The 19,990-nt window shown below is 73.1% G+C and carries 15 protein-coding genes; 12 read left to right on the top strand and 3 right to left on the bottom strand.

The features are described 5' to 3' along the window. Positions 1–91: 91 nt before the first annotated feature. The 4 genes from ACN27C_RS26090 (at position 92) to ACN27C_RS26075 (ending at position 5,160) form a co-directional block, all read left to right on the top strand. Positions 92–250, top strand: coding sequence for a hypothetical protein (locus tag ACN27C_RS26090; RefSeq protein ID WP_018787270.1), 159 nt, complete (start codon positions 92–94; stop codon positions 248–250). Then, positions 247–1,662, top strand: coding sequence for a methyltransferase domain-containing protein (locus tag ACN27C_RS26085; protein WP_422748734.1), 1,416 nt, complete (start codon positions 247–249; stop codon positions 1,660–1,662). The genes ACN27C_RS26090 and ACN27C_RS26085 overlap by 4 nt, the downstream gene beginning before the upstream one ends. Beyond that, entirely contained in the window at positions 1,655–3,700 is a 2,046-nt protein-coding gene (locus ACN27C_RS26080; RefSeq protein WP_422748731.1) for a sulfatase-like hydrolase/transferase, read from the top strand. Before ACN27C_RS26085 ends, ACN27C_RS26080 begins: the two co-directional genes overlap by 8 nt. 176 nt (positions 3,701–3,876) lie before the next feature. Then, positions 3,877–5,160, top strand: a complete 1,284-nt coding sequence (locus ACN27C_RS26075) for a citrate synthase (protein ID WP_120570152.1) — start codon at positions 3,877–3,879, stop codon at positions 5,158–5,160. 226 nt (positions 5,161–5,386) lie between these two features. On the opposite strand, the gene ACN27C_RS26070 is transcribed toward ACN27C_RS26075, so the two are convergent. Next, on the bottom strand, positions 5,387–6,784 hold the full coding sequence (locus ACN27C_RS26070; RefSeq protein ID WP_422748728.1) for a glycosyltransferase family 4 protein: 1,398 nt from the start codon (positions 6,782–6,784) through the stop codon (positions 5,387–5,389). A gap of 317 nt (positions 6,785–7,101) precedes the next feature. On the opposite strand from ACN27C_RS26070, the gene glgX reads away from it, so the two are divergent. From glgX to ACN27C_RS26050, 4 genes are all read left to right on the top strand, one after another. Then, on the top strand, positions 7,102–9,222 hold the full coding sequence (gene glgX / locus ACN27C_RS26065; protein ID WP_422748726.1) for a glycogen debranching protein GlgX: 2,121 nt from the start codon (positions 7,102–7,104) through the stop codon (positions 9,220–9,222). A 3-nt stretch (positions 9,223–9,225) separates the two neighbouring features. Then, a complete protein-coding gene (gene treY, locus ACN27C_RS26060) occupies positions 9,226–11,526 on the top strand; it encodes a malto-oligosyltrehalose synthase (protein WP_422748723.1) in 2,301 nt (766 codons plus the stop codon). Then, positions 11,523–13,256 carry a malto-oligosyltrehalose trehalohydrolase gene (gene treZ / locus ACN27C_RS26055; protein WP_121685704.1) on the top strand — a complete coding sequence of 578 codons (1,734 nt, stop codon included), beginning with the start codon at positions 11,523–11,525 and terminating at the stop codon, positions 13,254–13,256. The genes treY and treZ overlap by 4 nt, the downstream gene beginning before the upstream one ends. Before the next feature lie 155 nt (positions 13,257–13,411). Then, positions 13,412–14,059, top strand: coding sequence for a maleylpyruvate isomerase family mycothiol-dependent enzyme (locus ACN27C_RS26050; protein ID WP_422748721.1), 648 nt, complete (start codon positions 13,412–13,414; stop codon positions 14,057–14,059). 102 nt (positions 14,060–14,161) lie between these two features. On the opposite strand, the gene map is transcribed toward ACN27C_RS26050, so the two are convergent. Further along, on the bottom strand, positions 14,162–14,935 hold the full coding sequence (gene map / locus ACN27C_RS26045; RefSeq protein ID WP_120570146.1) for a type I methionyl aminopeptidase: 774 nt from the start codon (positions 14,933–14,935) through the stop codon (positions 14,162–14,164). A gap of 66 nt (positions 14,936–15,001) precedes the next feature. Between map and ACN27C_RS26040 the strand changes: the two genes are divergently transcribed. The 4 genes from ACN27C_RS26040 to bla all read left to right on the top strand — a co-directional run bounded on the left by ACN27C_RS26040 (position 15,002) and on the right by bla (position 18,488). Further along, complete coding sequence (locus tag ACN27C_RS26040) at positions 15,002–15,292, top strand: helix-turn-helix domain-containing protein (RefSeq protein WP_120570145.1); 291 nt, start codon at positions 15,002–15,004, stop codon at positions 15,290–15,292. Positions 15,293–15,337: 45 nt separating this feature from the next. Further along, complete coding sequence (locus ACN27C_RS26035) at positions 15,338–15,946, top strand: DUF6518 family protein (protein ID WP_422748717.1); 609 nt, start codon at positions 15,338–15,340, stop codon at positions 15,944–15,946. A gap of 243 nt (positions 15,947–16,189) precedes the next feature. Beyond that, positions 16,190–17,389, top strand: a complete 1,200-nt coding sequence (locus ACN27C_RS26030; protein ID WP_230651872.1) for an IS110 family transposase — start codon at positions 16,190–16,192, stop codon at positions 17,387–17,389. A 190-nt stretch (positions 17,390–17,579) separates the two neighbouring features. Next, the gene (gene bla, locus ACN27C_RS26025) at positions 17,580–18,488 is read left to right on the top strand and encodes a class A beta-lactamase (RefSeq protein ID WP_422751675.1); all 909 of its coding nucleotides are present in this window, start codon (positions 17,580–17,582) and stop codon (positions 18,486–18,488) included. A gap of 13 nt (positions 18,489–18,501) precedes the next feature. Here the strand turns inward: bla and ACN27C_RS26020 are convergent, their stop codons facing one another. Next, positions 18,502–19,980 (bottom strand): glutamate--cysteine ligase, encoded by a 1,479-nt coding sequence (locus ACN27C_RS26020; RefSeq protein ID WP_422748715.1) that lies wholly within the window; start codon positions 19,978–19,980, stop codon positions 18,502–18,504. Positions 19,981–19,990: the final 10 nt, after the last annotated feature.

Genomic DNA, 19,990 nt, shown 5'->3' with positions numbered 1-19,990 from the left:
AGACGTTACGGTGAGGGACAAGTCCGGCTTCGAGCAACAAAGCTCGTATTCCGGGCATGCTCCGATGACCGGCGAGGGAAGGAGAGTAGCCGTGACGCATCTGGCCTACCTGGACGCGGGATCCGGCAGTCTCATCGTGCAGGCGGTGGTCGGCGGGGTGGCCGGGGTGGCAGTGGCCGCCAAGCTCTACTGGCGCCGCCTGGTGTCCCGGTTCCGGCGTCAGCCCACCGACCAGGGCCCGGCGGCGTGACGATCCCCGACACCGGCGTCCGCGTCGAACCCGGCTCCTTCCGCGACCCCGGCAACCGGGTGTTCCACCGCGGCGACGAGGTGCTGCGCGGGCTCGACGAGCGCTCGGCCCGCGACTGGCGGGCGCTGGCGGTCACCGACTTCTTCCGCCAGGCCACCACCAGCGGGCAGATCGTCGGCACCGAGGAACTGACCCCGACCCCGGTCGACGCGCCCTGGACCGCGGTGCTGCGGCACGAACGGATCCCGTTCGTGTCGCACCCCTACGAGTGGTCGTACGCGATGCTGCGCGACGCCGCGCTGCTGCACCTGGACGTGCTGCGGGCCGCCCTGGAATCCGGCTTCACCACCAAGGACGGATCGGCCTACAACGTGCAGTGGCGCGGCGCCCGGCCCGTCTTCATCGACGTCGGCTCGTTCGAGGCGCTGCGCGACGGCGAACCCTGGGCCGGCTACCGGCAGTTCTGCCAGACGCTGCTCTACCCGCTGCTGATCCAGGCCCACCTCGGGCTGGACTTCCAGCCGTTCCTGCGCGCCCGCGTCGACGGCGTCGAGCCGGACCAGATGCGGCGGCTGTTCGGCGGCGCCCGGCGCTGGCGAGCCGGCGTGCCCACCCACGTGCACCTGCACGGCGCGATGCAGGCCCGCAACTCCGCCGCGAGCACCACCGACGTCCGCGCCCAGTTGCGCGCCGCCGGGTTCTCCCGGGAGCTGGCGCTGGCCACGGTACGCGGGCTGACGAAACTGGTCCGCCGGATCGACCACCGGCCCGGCGACAGCCACTGGTCGGACTACCAGCGCACCTGCGCGTACTCGGTGCCGGACCGGCAGGCCAAGGAGGAGTTCGTCGACCGGGCGGTGGCCGCCGTCGGCGGAGGATCGGCGCTGGACCTGGGCGCTAACGACGGCCGGTACGCCCGCATCGCCGCCCGGCACGCCGCGCACGTCGTCGCCGTCGAGCAGGACCCGGCAGTGGTCGACACGCTCTACCGCGCGCTGCGCGACGAGGGCGAGACACGGATCCTGCCGCTGGTGATGGACCTGGCCGACCCGTCGCCGGGCGGCGGCTGGCGCGGCGTCGAGCGGGCCGCGTTCGCCGACCGGGCCCGCGCGGACACCGTCCTGGCCCTGGCCGTGGTGCACCACCTGGCGATCGGGCGCAACGTGCCGCTGCCCGAGGTGCTCGACCAGCTGACCGCGCTCACCGCCACCGGCGGCAGCCTGGTGGTGGAGTTCGTCCACCCGGACGACCCGATGGCCCGCCGGCTGCTGGCGAACAAGCCGGACGGCCTGTTCCCGGACTACCGGCGGGACGCCTTCGAGGCGCTGCTGGCTCGCCGGGGCCGGGTGGTCGCCCGGACCGAGCTGCCGTCCGGCACCCGCACGCTCTACCAGGTGGTGGTGGGTGGCTGAGGACACCCTCGCACCACCCCGGGAACGCGCGGCCGGACCGGACCGCCGGGAGCGCCGGCCCTGGTGGCGGGCCGAGGCGGCCCGGCTGGCAGAGGTGACGGCACTGGTCGGGCTGGTGGTCACCCAGCCGCTGCTCGACGTGCTCGGCCGCAGCCCCGACTTCTTCCTGTTCCACCGCGCCTCCCGGGCCGACGTGCTGCTGCTGGTCGCCCTGATCGCGCTCGCGCCGACGATGGTGTTCGCGCTGCTCGGCGCGCTCGCGCTGCCCGCCGGACGCCTCACCCGGTCCCTCGTGCAGACCGCGTTCGTGGGCCTGCTGCTCGCCGCGCTGGCGGTCCAGGTCGGCCGGCACGTCACGCCGCTTCGGGGCGTACCCCTGCTTGTCGTCGCCGGTGCGGCCGGAGCCGCGGGCGCGGCCGCGCACCGGCGGTGGCGGGCGCCCCGGCGGGTGCTGCGGGTCGCCGCCGCCGGGCCACTGGTGTTCGTCGGGTTGTTCCTGTTCGCCTCGCCCGCGTCGGCGGTGGTGCTGCCGCGCGGTGAGGGGGGCGCGGCCGGTGTGGCCGGTGCGGGTGCGCACCCGCCGGTGGTCATGATCGTGCTGGACGAGTTGCCGCTGGTGTCCCTGCTCGGTCCGGACGGCCGGATCGACGCCGAGCGCTACCCGAACTTCGCGGCGCTGGCCGGCGGGTCGACCTGGTACCGCAACGCCACCGGCGTCAGCGGCTGGACGCCCTACGCGCTGCCCGCGATGCTCACCGGGCGCTACCCGGAGCGGGGGGCGGCGCCGCACTACTCGCAGTACCCGGACAACCTGTTCACCGCGCTCGGCGGCCTCTACCGGATCAAGGCCGAGGAGAGCATCACCCGGCTCTGCCCGCCGAGCCGCTGCGAGCAGGCCACCACGCCGGAACAGGGGCTCGGGGTGCTGGTCCGGGAGAGCGGCAAGCTGATGGGCCGGATCGCCGCGCCGGTGGACAGCCGGGTCGACCCGGAGGACTCCTACCGCGAGCGGACCGCCGCCGAGGCCGGGCTGGACGCCGCCGAGCCGGTGCCGGACGACCCGAAGTTCCGCTGGGACACGCTCGACGACAACCAGCCGGCCCGGTTCACCTCGTTCCTCGCCGGGCTGCGCCCGGACACCCGGCCCACGCTGCACTTCCTGCACCTGCTGATGCCGCACTCGCCGTGGGCGTACCTGCCGTCCGGGGCGCACTACGCGGCGCCGGAGGACCTGCCCAACGACGGCGCCGGCTGGGTCGACCTGGCCCGCGCCCGGCACCTGGCGCAGCTCGGCTACACCGATCGGCTGATCGGCGAGACGCTGCGGACGCTGCGCGCCACCGGCCTCTACGACAAGGCGCTGGTGGTGGTCACCGCCGACCACGGGGTGAGCTTCCGCCGGGACTGGCAGGGCCGGGGGATGGACGCCATCGACCACGCCGCGAACGAGGTGGCCTGGGTGCCGATGTTCGTCAAGGAGCCCGGCCAGCGCGCCGGACGGGTGGACGACCGCAACTGGGAGCACGTCGACCTGCTGCCCACGATCGCCGACGAGACGCACATGCGGGTGCCCTGGCGGATGGACGGCCGGTCGGCGAAGGCGGCGCCGCGCGAGCGGGCCGACAAGCGCTTCTACGACCGCCCCGGCCAGCCGGTCACCGTCACCGGCGGCGTGCCCGCCCCGCTCCCGCCGCTCCCGGTCGACCCGCTCGTCGGCACCCGGGTCGGGGACGTGCCGGCAGGCGGGTCCGCCACGGTGGCGAACCGGGACGCGTTCGACGCGGTCGACCCGGCCGGCGGCGGGCTGCCCGCGTTGGTCTGGGGCACCGTGCCGGACGACGTGCCCGACGGCACCCGGCTCGCCGTGGCGGTGAACGGCACGGTCGGCGCGGTGGTGCCCGTGGTGCCGCCGGACGCCGGTGGACGGCGCTTCGCGGCGCTGCTCGCCGACGACCGGCTCTTCGCCGCCGGAGCCAACCGGCTCGACCTCTACCGGGTCGGTGACGACGGGACGCTGCGGCGGCTCACGCTGTCGTGACGGACCTCCCGAACGTGCCCATGGCCGCGCTCCCATCCGGTTTCCGGACCGCCTGGCCGGGAAACAGGTGACGCACACCTCACCCTCAAACCATGACGAGCGGTGTTCTCCGCGCCGTGATTACGGTAGAAGCGAAGGCAATTCAACGAAGATCTTGCCGGCGAAGCGAGGAACAGATGACGGAAGTCAAGCTCGACCACCCCGGTGGGCAGCTGTCGATGCCGGTGCAGTCCGCGGTTGAGGGCCCCGCCGGGATCGGGGTGAGCAAGCTGCTCAAGGAAACCGGGATGACCACGTACGACCCCGGTTTCGTGAACACCGCGTCCTGCTCGTCCGCCATCACCTACATCGACGGTGATGCCGGCATCCTGCGGTACCGCGGCTACCCGATCGACCAGCTGGCCGAGAAGTCCTCCTTCCTGGAGGTCTCCTACCTGCTGATCTACGGCGAGCTGCCGTCCCAGACGCAGCTCACGGAGTTCAGCGAGCGGATCCGGCGGCACTCCCTGCTGCACGAGGAGATGCGCCGCTTCTTCGACGGGTTCCCCCGCGACGCGCACCCGATGGCCGTGCTCTCCTCGGCCGTCAGCGCCATCTCGACCTTCTACCAGGACAGCCTGGACCCGTTCGACTCCGAGCACGTGGAGATGTCCACGGTGCGGCTGATGGCGAAGGTCCCCACCATCGCCTCGTACGCGTACAAGAAGTCGATCGGGCAGCCGCTGCTGTACCCGGACAACTCGCTGGGCTACGTCGAGAACTTCCTGCGGATGACCTTCGGCGTGCCGGCCGAGCCGTACGAGGTCGACCCGGTGGTGGCCCGGGTGCTGGACATGCTGTTCATCCTGCACGCCGACCACGAGCAGAACTGCTCCACCTCGACCGTGCGGCTGGTCGGCTCCAGCAACGCCAACCTGTTCGCCTCGGTCTCGGCCGGCGTGAACGCGCTGTTCGGCCCGCTGCACGGCGGCGCCAACCAGGCCGTCCTGGAGATGCTCCAGAAGATCCAGGCCGACGGCGGCGACGTCCGCTCCTTCGTGCAGAAGGTGAAGGACAAGCAGGACGGCGTGAAGCTGATGGGCTTCGGGCACCGGGTCTACAAGAACTACGACCCGCGCGCCGCCATCGTGAAGAAGGCCGCCCAGGACGTGCTCGGCCGGATGGCCAAGCCGGACCCGCTGCTGGACCTCGCGGTGCAGCTGGAGGAGATCGCGCTCGCCGACGACTTCTTCGTGTCCCGGCGGCTCTACCCGAACGTGGACTTCTACACCGGCCTGATCTACAAGGCCATGGGCTTCCCGACCAAGATGTTCACGGTGCTGTTCGCGCTCGGCCGGCTGCCCGGCTGGATCGCGCAGTGGCGCGAGATGATCAACGACCCGGAGACCAAGATCGGTCGCCCGCGGCAGATCTACACCGGCGCCGCCGAGCGGGACTACGTCCCCGCCGAGCAGCGCTGACGCAACCCCGGCGAAAGGCCGCCGCCTCCATCCGGAGGCCGGCGGCCTTTCCCGTACGCGCCCCCACCCACCCCACCCCGCCCCACTCCCGCCGATCTTGCACTCCGCGCCCGGGCATTTCCGGGCATTGCGGCCCTCCTGGGGGCACCAAGTGCAAGATCGCGGGGGAGAGGGGGAGAGGGGGAGAGGGGGAGAGGGGGAGAGGGGGAGAGGGGGAGAAGGGCCGCTAGCGGAGGCCGGCGGCGGTGAGGAGGTTGCCCTCGGGGACTCGCGGGGTGGTGTGGCCGTGTGCCATGCGGTGCTGGGCGCGGGCGGCGGTGAACGCCGGGTCGCCGGCGATGGCGGCGGCGTACGCGGCGGCCGTGCGGGACGCGATGGCGGCCCAGCCGTACTGCTCGTGCACCATGGCGCGGGCCCGCCGGGCGAGCGCACGTGCCCGGTCCCGGTCGGACAGCAGCGTGTGCACCGCCTCGGCCAGCCCGTCCGGGTCGTGCGGGGCGAACGTCATCCCGGTGACGCCCGGCTCGACGATCTCGGCCAGCCCGCCGGTACGGGCCACCGCCAGCGGCGCGCCCGCGGCTGCCCCCTCCAGCGCCACCATGCCGAACGGCTCGTAGATGCTCGGCACCGCGAAGCAGTCCGAGGCGGCCATCACGGCGGGCAGGTCGGTGCCGCCGAGGAACCCGGGCATGCTCACAGTCGCGCCCAGTCCGAGGCGGTGCACCTCGGCCTCCAGGTCCGCCTTGTACGGCCCGTCGCCGACGATCACCGCGCGCAGCCCGGGGTGCCGGTCGCGCAGCCGGGGCAGCCCGGCCAGCAGGTGCTGCACGCCCTTCTCGTACACCAGGCGGCCGGCGAACGTGACCAGCGGGCCGTCGGCGGCGAACCGGGCCCGGGCGGCGGCGACCGCCGACGCGGGCACCCGCCAGCGGTGCGGCTCGACGCCGTTGGGCACCACGTCGACCCGGGCGGCGTCCACGCCGAAGAGCGCGCCCACCTCGTCGCGCATGTAACCGGAGCAGACGATCACCCGGCCGGACTCGCCGGCGAGCCAGTGCTCGACGCCGTGGATGGTGCGGTTCATCTCCTCCGGCAGCCAGCCCTGGTGCCGGCCCGCCTCGGTGGCGTGGATGGTGCTGACCAGCGGCACGTCGAGGTGCTCGCGCAGCGTCATCGCGGTGTGCGCGACCAGCCAGTCGTGGGCGTGGATGACGTCGTAGGAGCCGGTGGAGGCGGCGCGTAGCGCGGCCCGGGTCAGGGTGTGGTTGAACGCCATGGTCCAGGCCAGCAGCGATCCGGTGGCCAGCGGGAACCGGACCGGGTCCTCGGCGGCGCGGACCACGCGCACGCCGTCGGCGTACTCCTCCAGGGGAGCGCCCTCGGCGTGGCGGGTGACGACTGTGACCTCGTGCCCGGCGGCGGCCAGCGCCACGGAGAGCGCGTGGACGTGGCGGCCGAGGCCACCGACGAGCACCGGCGGGTACTCCCACGACAGCATCAGGATGCGCCGGGGCCGGGGCCCGGCCCCGGCCGGCGACGGGGGCGCCGGGCGGGAGGTGAGGGTGGGCCGGTGGAGCCGGTCCGTCGCGGTGGCGGGCTGAGCGCCGACCCGCAGAGTGGTCACGTCGATCTCCGTCCATGCATGGTGAGGCACGCCGGCATCGGTGGCGGCGACGAGCGGTGGTGAGGGGTGGCCGAACGGCCGGGCGGGCCCGCGCGCGCGTGGGCCCGGATCCAGGAAAGTCCATCTGCCGCCGGTCCGCATCTTGAAAAGGTCGATCGTGACGGATGACACCCGAACGTCTGTCCGGACTCAGGAGGGCGGATTCGGTTACGGTCCGAACGGGTGGATTGACGGGCGGTACGACGGGGCATCACCGGCGTGCGCATCGGCGGTGCCCCCCGCCCGATGCGCTCACGATCATGGGCCGAAGGAGCGACATGCAGGTCTGGCCGGGCGAGAGCTACCCCCTCGGCGCCACGTACGACGGGATGGGCACCAACTTCGCGATCTTCTCCGAGGTGGCGGAGAAGATCGAGCTGTGCCTGTTCGACGAGTGGGACATCGGCACCGAGCGCCGGGTGGAGCTGCGCGAGGTCGACGCGTACGTGTGGCACGCCTACATCCCCGGCGTCGAGCCCGGCCAGCGCTACGGCTACCGGGTGCACGGGCCGTGGAACCCGGCCGAGGGGCTGCGCTGCAATCCGCACAAGCTGCTGCTCGACCCGTACGCGAAGGCGGTCGACGGGGAGGTCACCTGGCACCCGTCGGTCTACGACTACGAGGTCGGCGGCGACCCGGACCGGATGAACACCGAGGACTCGGCGCCGTACATGCCGAAGTCGGTGGTGGTGAACCCGTACTTCGACTGGGGCAACGACCGGCCGCCGCGCACCCCGTACCACCACTCGGTGATCTACGAGGCGCACGTGCGCGGCCTGACCATGCGCCACCCGGGCATCCCGGAGGAGCTGCGCGGCACGTACGCGGCGATCGCCTCCCCGGTGATGATCGAGCACTTCAAGCGGCTCGGCGTGACAGCGGTGGAGCTGATGCCGGTGCACGAGTTCGTGCACGACCACCGCCTGGCCGACCTGGGGCTGCGCAACTACTGGGGCTACAACACCATCGGCTTCTTCGCCCCGCACCACGGCTACTCCGCGCTGGGCCGCCTGGGCCAGCAGGTGCAGGAGTTCCGGGGCATGGTCAAGGCGCTGCACGCCGCAGGCATCGAGGTCATCCTCGACGTGGTCTACAACCACACCGCCGAGGGCAACCATCTCGGGCCGTCGCTGAGCTTCAAGGGCATCGACACCCCGAGCTACTACCGGCTCTCCGAGGAAGATCGGCGCTACTTCGTCGACTACACCGGCACCGGCAACAGCCTCAACGTGCGCAGTCCGCACTCACTACAACTGATCATGGATTCGCTGCGCTACTGGGTCACCGAGATGCACGTCGACGGCTTCCGGTTCGACCTGGCCGCCACGCTGGCCCGCGAGTTCTACGAGGTGGACCGCCTGTCCACGTTCTTCGAGGTGGTGCAGCAGGACCCGGTGGTCGGCCGGGTCAAGCTCATCGCCGAGCCGTGGGACGTCGGCCCCGGCGGCTACCAGGTCGGCAACTTCCCGCCGCAGTGGACCGAGTGGAACGGCAAGTACCGCGACACCGTACGCGACTTCTGGCGCGGCGAGCCGGCCACGCTCGCCGAGTTCGCCTCCCGCATCTCCGGCTCCGCCGACCTCTACCAGGACGACGGCCGCCGCCCGTTCCACAGCATCAACTTCGTCACCTGCCACGACGGGTTCACGCTCACCGACCTGGTCTCCTACAACGACAAGCACAACGAGGCCAACGGCGAGGAAAACCGGGACGGGGAGAGCCACAACCGGTCCTGGAACTGCGGCGTCGAGGGCGAGACCGACGACCCGGGCGTGCTGGCGCTGCGGGCCCGGCAGCGGCGCAACTTCCTGGCCACGCTGATCCTGTCCCAGGGCGTGCCGATGCTCGGCCACGGCGACGAACTGGGCCGCACCCAGCGCGGCAACAACAACGCCTACTGCCAGGACAGCGAGCTCGCCTGGGTGGACTGGGACCGGGCCGACACCGAGCTGCTGGACTTCGTCCGCCGGCTCACCGAGTTCCGCAACCGGCACCAGGTGTTCCGCCGCCGCCGGTTCTTCACCGGCCTGCCGGTGGGCGGACGGGCCGCCGGTTCCGGGCTGCCGGACCTGGCGTGGTACACCCCGGACGGCCGGGAGATGACCGGCGAGGACTGGGGAAACGACTTCGGCCGCTCGGTCGCCCTGTTCGTCAACGGCGACGGCATCGGCGAACGCGGCCAGTACGGCCAGCGCCACCGGGACGACTCCTTCCTGCTGCTGTTCAACGCGCACGACGCGCCGCTGGACTTCACGCTGCCCGGCGAGGAGTTCGGCACCCGGTGGGAACTGGTGATCAGCACCGCGGAACCCGATCCGGAGAAGACGACGCTCGTCGAGGCGGGCGGCACGGTCTGCGTGCCGGACCGCTCGCTGCTGGTCCTGGAGAGGACGGCCTGAGCCATGCCCGACACCCCCCGCTCGACCTACCGGGTCCAGGTGCGGCCCGGCTTCGACCTAGACGCCACGGCCGAGCTGGCGGGATACCTCGCCGCGCTCGGCGTCACCCACCTCTACACCGCGCCCCTGCTCACCGCCACGCCCGGCTCCGCGCACGGCTACGACGTGGTGGACCACCGCGCGGTCAACCCGCAGCTCGGCGGCGAGGCCGCCCGGGCGCGGCTGGTCCGGGCGCTGCGCGCGGCCGGGCTGGGCCTGGTCGTGGACATCGTGCCCAACCACGCCGGGGTGGCCCGGCCCGAGGCCAACCCGGCCTGGTGGGACGTGCTGCGGCGGGGACGCGACTCGGCGTACGCGCGCTGGTTCGACATCGACTGGGACCGCGGCCGGCTGCTGCTGCCGGTGCTCGCCGACACCGCCGACGCGCTCGACGACCTGAAGCTCGTCGACGGGGAGCTGCGCTACCACGAGCACCGCTTCCCGGTCGCCGACGGCACCGGCGACGGAACCCCCCGGCAGGTGCACGACCGGCAGCACTACGAGCTGGTGAACTGGCGGCGCGGCGACGCCGAGCTGACGTACCGCCGGTTCTTCGCCGTGTCCGACCTGGCCGGCCTGCGGGTGGAGGACCCGGAGGTCTTCGACGCCACCCACGCGGAGATCCTGCGCTGGGTCGACGCCGGGGAGGTCGACGGCATCCGCGTCGACCACCCGGACGGGCTGCGCGACCCGGCCGGCTACCTGGCCCGGTTGCGCGCCGCCGCGCCGCAGCGCTGGCTGGTGGTGGAGAAGATCCTGGAGTACGGCGAGGACCTGCCCGACTGGCCGGTCGACGGCACCACCGGCTACGACGCGCTGGCCGCCGTGTCCGGGCTGTTCGTCGACCCGGACGCCGAACCGGAGTTCACCACGCTCGACGGCCGGCTGACCGGGCGGCACACCTCCTGGGCCGACCTGACACACGCCACCAAGCTGGAGGCGGCCACCCGGCTGCTCGCCGCCGAGCTGACCCGGCTGGCCGCGCTGGTGACGGAGCTGCCGGGCGAGCAGGTCCGCGCCGCCCTGGCCGAGCTGGCGGCGTGCTTCCCGGTCTACCGCGGCTACCCGCCCTCTGGCGCCCGGCACCTGGCCGCCGCCCGCAGCGAAGCAGGTCGCCGCCGGCCCGACCTGACCGGCGTGCTGGACGCGGTCACCGCCCGGCTGCGCGACCCCGGCCACGAGCTGGCCGCCCGGTTCCCGCAGTTCACCGGCGCGGTGATGGCCAAGGGCGTGGAGGACACCGCGTACTACCGGTGGAGCCGGTTCGTCGCCCTCAACGAGGTCGGCGGCAGCCCGGCCCACTTCGGCGTACCCCCGGCCGAGCTGCACCGCTTCGCCGCCACCCGGCACGTGCGCTGGCCGGCCAGCATGACCGCGCTGTCCACCCACGACACCAAGCGCGGCGAGGACGTCCGCGCCCGGCTCGCGGTGCTGTCCGAGCTGCCCGGCCGCTGGGCCGAACGGGTCGCCGAGTGGATGTCCCGCGCGCCGCTGGCCGACCCCGCGCTGGCCCACCTGCTCTGGCAGACCGCCGTCGGGGCGTGGCCGATCGAACGGGAACGACTGCACGGGTACGCCGAGAAGGCCGCCCGGGAGGCGTCGGTCACCACGAGCTGGGCCGACCCGGACGCGGCCTTCGAGCACGAGCTGCACGCCCTGGTCGACCGGATGTACGACGACCCGGAACTGCACGCCCAGATCACCGCGTTCGCCGCCGAGATCACCCCGCCCGGCTGGTCCAACGCGCTCGGGCAGAAGCTGGTCCAGCTCGCCATGCCCGGCGTGCCGGACGTCTACCAGGGCACCGAGCTGTGGGAGAACTCGCTCGTCGACCCGGACAACCGCCGGCCGGTCGACTTCGCCGTACGCCGGGACATGCTGGCCCGGCTCGACGCCGGCTGGCGGCCCGCGGTGGCCGGCGACGGCGCGGCCAAGCTGCTCGTGGTGTCCCGGACGCTGCGGTTGCGCCGCGACCGCCCGGACCTGTTCGGCGGCTACCGGCCGGTGCCGGCGCGCGGCCCGGCGGCCGCGCACGCGGTGGCCTTCGACCGGGGCGGCGCGGTCGCGGTCGCGACCCGGCTGCCGCTGCGGCTGGCCCGCTCCGGCGGCTGGCGGGACACGACCGTGTCACTTCCCGTTCATCAGTGCACCGACTTGTTCACCGGGCGGGTCTACAGTGGTTCTGAGCTGCTCCTTCATGATCTGCTGAGCACCTATCCCGTCGCCCTCCTCGCACCCACCGACTCTGTGGAGGCCGCCGCATGACCGAGTTCACGGTGTGGGCGCCCGAGGCCGCCCGGGTGCGGCTGCGCCTGCCCGGCGTCGCCGACCACGCGATGCGCCAGGGGCCGGACGGCTGGTGGCGGGTCGAGGTGCCCGGCGCCGGGCCGGGCACCGACTACGCGTTCCTGCTCGACGACGACGACCAGGCCCTGCCCGACCCCCGCTCGGCCTGGCAGCCGGCCGGGGTGCACGGGCCGAGCCGGCTCTACGACCACGCGGCGTTCGCCTGGACCGACGCCGCCTGGACCGGCCGGCAGCTGCCCGGCAGCGTGCTGTACGAGCTGCACATCGGCACGTTCACCCCGGAGGGCACGTTCGACGCGGCCATCGCCAAGCTCGACCACCTGGTCGACCTCGGCGTCGACATGGTCGAACTGCTGCCGGTGAACGCGTTCAACGGCGAGTACAACTGGGGCTACGACGGCGTCTGCTGGTACGCCCCGCACGAGCCGTACGGCGGCCCGGACGGCCTGAAACGGTTCGTCGACGCCGCCCACGCCAAGGGCCTGGGGGTGATCCTCGACGTCGTCTACAACCATTTCGGGCCCTCCGGGGCCTACGCGCCGCGGTTCGCGCCGTACCTCACCGAGCAGAGCAACACCTGGGGCCGCACCGTCAACCTGGACGGCCCGCACTCCGACGGGGTACGCCGCTACATCGCCGACAGCGTGCTGGGCTGGCTGCGCGACTACCACGTCGACGGGCTGCGGCTGGACGCCGTGCACGCCATGCCCGACGGCCGGGCCGTGCACTGGCTGGAGGAGGTCGCCGCCGAGGTGGAGGCGCTGTCCACGCACCTCGGACGCCCGCTGTCGCTGATCGCCGAGAGCGACCTCAACGACCCGCGCCTGATCACGCCCCGCGAGGCGGGCGGGTACGGCCTGCACGCCCAGTGGAACGACGACGCCCACCACGCGCTGCACACGCTGCTCACCGGCGAACGGCAGGGCTACTACGGCGACTTCGGCTCCCTGGAATGCCTCACCGACGTGCTGACCGGCGGGTTCTTCCACGCCGGCACCTGGTCCAGCTTCCGCGGCCGCAGCCACGGCCGCCCGGTCGACCGGCAGCGCACGCCCGGCCACCGCTTCGTGGCGTACCTGCAGAACCACGACCAGATCGGCAACCGGGCCACCGGCGACCGGATCTCCGCCACGCTGTCGCCCGGCCTGCTGCGCGTCGGGGCGACGCTGCTGATGACCGCGCCGTTCACGCCGATGCTGTTCATGGGGGAGGAGTGGGCGGCCTCCACGCCCTGGCAGTTCTTCACCAGCCACCCCGAGCCGGAACTGGCGACGGCTGTGGCCACCGGCCGCCGACGCGAGTTCGCCGGCCACGGCTGGGCCACCGACGACGTCCCCGACCCGCAGGACCCGCAGACGTTCCTGCGGTCCCGGCTGGACTGGGCCGAGCTGGACAAGCCGGAGCACCGCGAGACGTACGACCTGTACCGGCGGCTGATCGCGCTGCGCCGCTCCCGGGCCGACCTGTCCGACCCCCGGCTGGACCGGGTCGACGTACGCCACGGCGACCGGTTCCTGGTGATGCGGCGCGGCGACACGCTCGTGGTGGCGAACCTGGCCGGCCGGGCGCAGCGGATCAACCTGCCCGGCGTGGTACGCCGGGTGCTGCTCGCCACGTCCGAGGGGGTCACGGTCATGCGCGACGGCATCGAGCTGCCGCCGGAGTCGGCCGCGATCGTGGCGCTCTGACCGCTTGCCGGCGTCGATCTTGGACTTGTGGCGTCTCGAAGGTCCCACCTGTCCGGTTCGCGAACCACCACAACTCCAAGATCGGCGGAGCCGGGGGCGGTGAGTTCGCGGCGGGAGCGTGGTCCTACCTCCGACGGCCCGACCCTGGAGGTTCCATGTCCGACACGCTGACCCGCCGTGAGCTGTGGGCGCTTGCGCACGCCGAGCGCGCCGCCCTCGCCGACGATCTCGCCGGACTCGACGCGGGGCAGTGGGCCCGGCCCTCGCTGTGCGGCAGGTGGACGGTGGAGGAGACGCTCGCGCACCTGACGGCGGCGGCGAGCGTCGGCCGGGCCCGCTGGGTCGCCAGTGTGCTCGGGGCCCGGTTCGACTTCGACCTGCACAACGACCGGCGGCTCGCCGAGCACCGGGGCGCCGACCCGGGGGAGACGCTCGACCGGTTCCGCCGCATCGTCGGCAGCACCACGTCGACGTTCGGGCCGACCGAGGCGTGGCTCGGTGAGGTGGTCGTGCACGCCCAGGACATCCGGCGTCCGCTCGGCCTGACCCGTACGCCCTCGGTCGAGGCCGTCACGCCCGTCGCCCGCTTCTTCGCCGGCCGGGACTTCACGGTGGCCGGCCGCAGTGCGATCGAGGGCCTGCGGGTGGAGGCGACCGACGGGCCGTTCAGCGCCGGGGTCGGCCCGCTGGTCAGCGGCACCACTGTCGCGCTGATGATGGCGATGGCCGGACGGGCCGCCTACTGCGACGACCTCACCGGCCCCGGCGTGCAGACGCTGCGGGAGCGCTGCACGCCCGCCTGACGACGCCCGGCGGGGCGGAACGGGAGCGCTGCACGCCCGCCTGACGGTGCCCGGCGGCGGAACGCGGAGGGCCGTCGTGCCGGACGCCGGGCCCGGTGAGGGTCACGACCTCGGCAGCGTCAGGATCTCCGCGCCGTCGTCGGTGATGGCGATGGTGTGCTCGCTGTGCGCGGTACGGCAGCCCGTCGCGCTGCGCAGCGTCCACCCGTCGGCGTCGGTGACCAGCGTGGCGGTGTCCGCCATCACCCAGGGCTCCAGCGCCAGCAGCAGCCCGGGACGCAGCGTGTAGCCGCGCCCGGGCCGTCCGGTGTTCGACACGTGCGGGTCCTGGTGCATCGTCGACCCGACGCCGTGACCGCCGAACTCGGTGTTGACCGAGTATCCGGCCTCGGTGAGGACCGAGCCGATGGCGTGCGAGAGGTCCCCGACGCGGGCGCCGGGACCGGCGGCGGCGATCCCGGCGCGCAACGCCCGTTCGGTGGCGTCGATCAGCGCGACGCTCTCCGCGGGCCGTGCGTCGCCGACGAGGAAGCTGATCGCGGAGTCGGCCACCACCCCGCCCAGCGAGACGGCCAGGTCGAGGCTCAGCAGGTCGCCGTCGGCGAGCGTGTAGTCGTGCGGCAGTCCGTGCAGCACCGCGTCGTTGACCGAGGTGCAGATGTAGTGGCCGAACGGCCCGCGTCCGAAGGACGGCGCGTAGTCGACGTAGCAGGACTGCGCCCCGGCCTCGGCGATCATGCGCTGGGCCTGCCTGTCGATGTCGAGCAGGTTGGTGCCGACGGTGGTGCTGCCGCGCAGCGTCTGCAGGATGTGGGCGACCAGGGCGCCGGTGTCCCGCGCCCGCCGGACGTCGGTGGGGCTCAGGATCTCGATCATGCAGGCGCCTTCCTCGCGGAACCAATAAGTATCCCGGCCATGTTATCCCGGTATTAGAATCCTGGCATGGTCAGGTTGCCCCTCACTCCCGCCGAGGTCGAGCGCGGGCAGCGCCTCGGCGCGCTCCTGCGGCGAGCGCGGGGTGAGCGTTCGATGCTGCTCACCGCGCTCGACGCGGGCGTCTCCCCGGAGACGCTCCGGAAGATCGAGTCCGGCCGGGTCGCCACGCCGGCGTTTCCCACCATCGCGGCCATCGCCGACGTCCTCGGCCTCTCCCTCGACGAGGTGTGGTCGGAGATCAACAGGTCCGACGGCGCGGTGCGTCTCACGCCGTCCGAGCGGCGGCTGGCCTCGTAGGGCCGCCTCGCCGAGCCGGTGAGCATACTGAGTATGCTCCCACGCATGCCGCCCTCACGTCGCACCGTCGCCCTCGTCGTCCCCGTCGCCGGCTTCCTGCTCGGCTTCGGAGACTTCGTCTGGATCAAGTGGGTGCCGTTCCCGTTCGCCGAACTCGGCAACTCCACCGCCACCTGGGCGGTCGCCGCGTTCGCGCTGGGCTTGTGGATCCGGTCGGGCGCGGTGCGCGCCGCCGTCGCGGCCAGCGTTCTGCTCATCGTCGCGGTGCCCAGCTACTACCTCGCGGCGACGCTGCTCCAGGACGACGACCTCGCCGTGATCTGGTCGCCCACCTCGATCGTCTGGATGGCGTTCGGCGTGGTGGCGGGCGTGGTGTTCGGCGTCGCCGGCATCTGGGCACGGACCGAGGGATGGCGCCGCGTCGTCGGGACCGCGCTGCCGGTGGCCGTGTTCGTCGAGGAGGCGCTGCGGTTCGCGCTGAAGTCGCGGTCCGGCTATCCCGGCGCGTGGTGGAACGTGGCCATCGACCTCGCGCTCGCCGTGCTGCTGGTGGTGCTGGTCGGCCGGTCCGCCCGGGTACGGCTGCTCGCCGCCGCGGTGGCGGTCCCGCTGGCCGCGGCGGGCGCGGTCACGTTCTCCGCCGTCGCCGGCTGACCCCCGTTACCTTTTTGATCGTCCCCAGCCGGGGACTCCTCGGTCGCCCGGCCCGGTATGACTTCCTGCCCCTGTCGTTCGGATGATCCGGGGGGTGTTGTCGCCGGGTCGGGTGGCGTCGGTGGACCGCTGATAGGGACACGGCCACCCGTGTTGGGGTAGGTCTCTTCGTAACGTGGCTGCCGGCAGTCCGACGCCTGGATCAGCGGCCGAGGCCACGGACGATGCGTGGAGGCGGGTCTGGTGCACGACGGATACGGCGTCTACCTCGGCTTGGACGTCGGTAAGGGCGATCACCATGCGGTCGGGTTGGCGCCCGATGGCAAGCGGCTGCATGACGCGGCGTTGCCGAACACCGAGGTCCGGCTGAGGCAGCTATTCGGCAAGCTCGCCCGCCACGGTCGGGTGCTGGTGGTGGTCGACCAGCCCGCCTCGATCGGCGCCCTGCCCGTGGCGGTGGCTCGGGCGTGTGGGCATCAGGTGGCCTACCTGCCCGGCCTGGCCATGCGCCGCATCGCCGACCTGCATCCCGGCACCGCGAAGACAGACGCCCGTGACGCCTACGTCATCGCTGACGCGGCCCGCACCCTGCCCCACACGCTGCGGCGGGTCGACGTCGGCGATGAAGCCCTCGCGGAGCTGGAGGTGCTGGTCGGGTTCGATGACGATCTCGCCGGCGAAGCCACCCGCGTGTCCAACCGGATCCGTGGGCTGCTCACCCAGATCCATCCCGCTCTGGAACGGGTCCTCGGCCCTAAGATTCACCACAAGGCGGTCCTGGAGCTGCTGTCGCGCTGCGGCGGCCCCGTCGGACTGCGCAAGGCCGGTCGCCGCAAACTTGTCTCGATCGCCGCCGTCCACGCACCCCGCATGGGCGAACGCCTGGTCGAGCAGATCCTGACCGCCCTCGACGAGCAGACCGTCACCGTCCCGGGCACCCAGGCTGCGGAGACGATCCTGCCCCGCCTGGCTGACAGCCTCCGCGATGTCCTGCGACAACGCGACCAGACCGCCGGCGAGGTCGAGAGGATGCTTGATGCGCACCCTCTCGCCCCGGTCCTGACCTCGATGCCCGGCATCGGCGTCAGGACCGCAGCCCGGATCCTGCTCGAAGTCGGCGACGGCACCGCCTTCCCCACCCCCGGCCACCTCGCCGCCTACGCCGGCCTCGCCCCCGTCACCCGACGATCCGGCAGCAGCATCCGCGGCGAACACCCACCCCGCGGCGGCAACAAGAACCTCAAACGCGCCTTCTTCCTCGCCGCGTTCGCCGCCCTCGCCGACCCCACCAGCCGCGCCTACTACGACCGCAAACGAGCCGAAGGCAAACGCCACAACGCCGCCCTCATCTGCCTCGCCCGCCGCCGCTGCGACGTCCTGTTCGCCATGCTCCGCGACAAGATCCCCTACCAACCCCGCCCCACCAGCCCCGTCCCCGCTTGACGAAACCCATAGGGACACCCCCCCCCGCGACGGCAGGCGGGCCACCGGGCGGGCGGCGAGCCGGGTGACCACGCCGGAGAGGCGGCGGACCACCGGCCCGACCGGGGTCGGCGACAATGATCCGGGAACGGCGTGGTCCGGACGACGGGGGAGAAAACGGGTGATCCGACGGCAGGTGCTCGCGGCGGCGATGCTCACGGCGACGGGTCTGGTGGCCGGCTGCACGGAGAGCCGCCCCGAGGCCGCGTCCCCCACCAGCGCCCCGGCCACATCCACGCCGAGCGCCACACCGAACGCCACACCGAGCGCCGAGCCGGTGCCCGCACCGGCCGAGCTGGCGGCGCTGGAGCGGCGCTCCGGCGCCCGGATCGGCGTCTTCGCCGTCGACACCGGCACCGGGCGCACCCTCGCGCACCGCGCCGACGAGCGGTTCGCGTACGCCTCGACGTGCAAGGCGCTCGCGGCGGGCGCGATGCTGGCCGCCACGTCCGACGCCGAGCGGGACCGGGTGGTCCGCTACCGGCGGGCGGACCTGGTGGCGCACTCCCCGGTGACCGAACGGCACGTGGAGACCGGGATGACGCTGCGGGACGCCGCCGAGGCGGCGGTGCGGTACAGCGACAACACCGCCGGCAACCTGCTGTTCGACGCGCTCGGCGGCCCGGCCGGCTTCGCGCGGGCGCTACGGGAGGTGGGCGACCGGGTCACCAGGCCGGCCCGTACCGAACCGGAGCTCAACGCGGCCACGCCCGGCGACGAGCGCGACACCAGCACGCCCCGCGCGCTGGCCGGCTCGCTGCGGGCGTACGCGCTGGGTGAGGCCCTGCGGCCCGCGGACCGCGACCTGCTGCTCGGCTGGATGCGGGCCAGCACCACCGGGAGCGGGCTGGTCCGGGCCGGCGTGCCGGCCGGCTGGCAGGTGGCGGACAAGTCCGGCACCGGCGGGTACGGCACCCGCAACGACATCGCCGTGGTGTGGCCGCCGGACCGGGCACCGATCGTGCTCGCGGTCATGACCAGCCGCGACAGCCGCGACGCGAAGCCCGACGACGCGCTGGTCGCCCAGGCGGCGCGGGCGACGGTGACCGCGTTGCGCTGACGGGAGGCCCGGCTCAGGGGATCGGCCACTCGTGCACCGGCCGGTTGCTGTGCATCAGGTCGACGTAGTGGCGGACCACCTCGCGCAGCGCCGCCGGCCGGTCCATGTGGTCGGCCGACTCCAGCCGGTGCAGCGTCTCCACCTGCCACGTCGCGCCGTTGCGGCCGGTCAGGCAGCGCTGCTCGACGATGCCGAGCAGCCGGTCCCGTTCCGCCGGGTCCAGGCCCCACCGGTCCAGCCCGTGGTGGGCCATCGGCAGCAGCCGGCGCAGCACCAGCTCGGTCACCGGCAGGTAGCCCAGCCCGGGCCAGTACACCTGGGCGTCGATGCCGTGCCGGGCGCAGGCGTTGAAGTTCTCCTCGGCCGCGCTGAACGACATCTGCGACCACAGCGGACGGTCCGACTCGGCGAGCGCCCGCACCAGGCCGAAGTAGAACGCGCCGTTGGCGACCGTGTCCAGCACCGTCGGCCCGGCCGGCAGCACCCGGTTCTCCACCCGCAGGTGCGGCCGGCCCTTGAGCACGTCGTAGACCGGCCGGTTCCACCGGTAGATGGTGCCGTTGTGCAGCCGCAGCTCGGCCAGCTTCGGCACTCCGCCGCTGTGCAGCGTGGTGGCCGGGTCCTCCGCGTCGCAGACCGGCAGCAGCGCCGGGAAGTAGCGCACGTTCTCCTCGAACAGGTCGAACACCGAGGTGATCCAGCGTTCGCCGAACCACACCCGCGGGCGTACGCCCTGGGCCTTGATCTCCTCCGCCCGGGTGTCGGTGGCCTGCTGGAACAGCGGCACGCGGGTCTCGCGCCACAACTCCCGGCCGAAGAACAGCGGTGAGTTCGCGCCGAGCGCCACCTGGATGCCGGCGATCGCCTGCGCGGCGTTCCAGTAGTCGGCGAACTGCGCCGGGCTGACCTGGAGGTGGAACTGGGTGCTGGTGCACGCCGCCTCCGGCGTGATCGTGTCGGCCGTGGTGGCCAGCCGCTCCACCCCGCTGATCGCGATCGGCAGGTCCTCGCCGCGGGCGGCGAAGATCTGCTCGTTGAGCAGCGAGTACCGGGGATTGGCCGACAGCGTCTCGGCGGTCAGGTGCTCCGGGCGCAGCGTCGGCAGGATGCCGACCATCACCATGTGCGCGCCGACCGTGCGGGCCTTGGACTCGGCGGCGTTCAGGCTGGCCCGGACGTGCTCCTCGAACGCGGCGGTGCCGGTGCCGGCGAGCCGCCGCGGCTCGACGTTGATCTCCACGTTGAACTGGCCCAGTTCGGTCTGGAACGCCGGGTCGGCGATCGCCTCCAGCACGTCGGCGTTGCGCATGGCCGGGTCGAAGCCGTCGTCGACCAGGTTCAGTTCGATCTCCAGGCCGGTCATCGGCCGCTCCACGTCGAACCGGGACTCGCGCAGCATCTCGGCGAACACGTCCAGGCACCGCCGGACCTTCTCGCGATAGCGGGCCCGGTCCTCTCGGCTGAAGGTACGCACGCCGACGTCCTCGCCCATGGTCACCACC

It is taken from the genome of Micromonospora sp. WMMD1219 (assembly GCF_049315215.1).
Taxonomy (GTDB): domain Bacteria; phylum Actinomycetota; class Actinomycetes; order Mycobacteriales; family Micromonosporaceae; genus Micromonospora; species Micromonospora tulbaghiae.
This window is presented reverse-complemented; position numbering and strand designations above follow the sequence as displayed.